Below are 874 nucleotides of genomic sequence, written 5' to 3'. Positions count from 1 at the left end.
TGCGGATATCTGACATCGTGAAGAGGGAATGTGCCCTGGCCGTTGCGAAAGCGGCCGGCCGGGGTGCGTTCGGCAAGCATAAGGCAGTCACTGCGAAAGTGGTGGCTGCCGGTCTTTATCGTGACCGTGGATGGTGGTGACGAAGCTCAAAAGGCTTTCGCTCACCACCGGACACCGATCATGAGAGCGATCAAGTGCCTTAAGAGCATCTGGTGGATGCCTTGGCGCTGAGAGGCGATGAAGGACGTGGTACGCTGCGATAAGCCTTGGGGAGCTGCGAACGAGCTTTGATCCGAGGATCTCCGAATGGGGAAACCCACCTTCAGCCACCGTATCGTGGGTTCATGGGCAACTGTGGATCTGCGCTACGATGGTTTACGAAGGTATCAAATCCTGAATCCATAGGGGTTTGAAGCGAACCCGGGGAACTGAAACATCTCAGTACCCGGAGGAAAGGACATCAACGAGACTCCGTCAGTAGTGGCGAGCGAACGCGGACCAGGCCAGCGCCTGGCATGACGCTTACCGGAACGGCCTGGAATGGCCGGCGCAATGGGTGACAGCCCCGTACGGGACAAGCCAATGCCAGGACACGAGTAAGGCGGGACACGTGAAATCCTGTCTGAAGATGGGGGGACCACCCTCCAAGCCTAAGTACTCCTCAGCGACCGATAGCGAACCAGTACCGTGAGGGAAAGGTGAAAAGCACCCCGACGAGGGGAGTGAAACAGTTCCTGAAACCGGATGCTTACAAACAGTGGGAGCCCAAGATTCGTTCTGGGTGACTGCGTACCTTTTGTATAATGGGTCAGCGACTTAGAGTTACGAGCAAGCTTAAGCCGGTAGGCGAAGGCGCAGCGAAAGCGAGTCTGAA

Annotated in this window: 1 rRNA gene; it reads left to right on the top strand. The window is 56.8% G+C overall.

Going from position 1 to position 874, the window contains the following annotated elements:
* Positions 1 to 188 precede the first annotated feature (188 nt).
* A 23S ribosomal RNA gene (locus QR78_RS27180) occupies positions 189 to 874 on the top strand; the annotation flags it as partial.

The sequence above is a fragment of the Methylobacterium indicum genome (assembly GCF_001043895.1).
Lineage (GTDB): Bacteria > Pseudomonadota > Alphaproteobacteria > Rhizobiales > Beijerinckiaceae > Methylobacterium > Methylobacterium indicum.
Note: the sequence above shows the minus strand (reverse complement) of the source record. Positions and strands in the feature narration are given on the sequence as shown.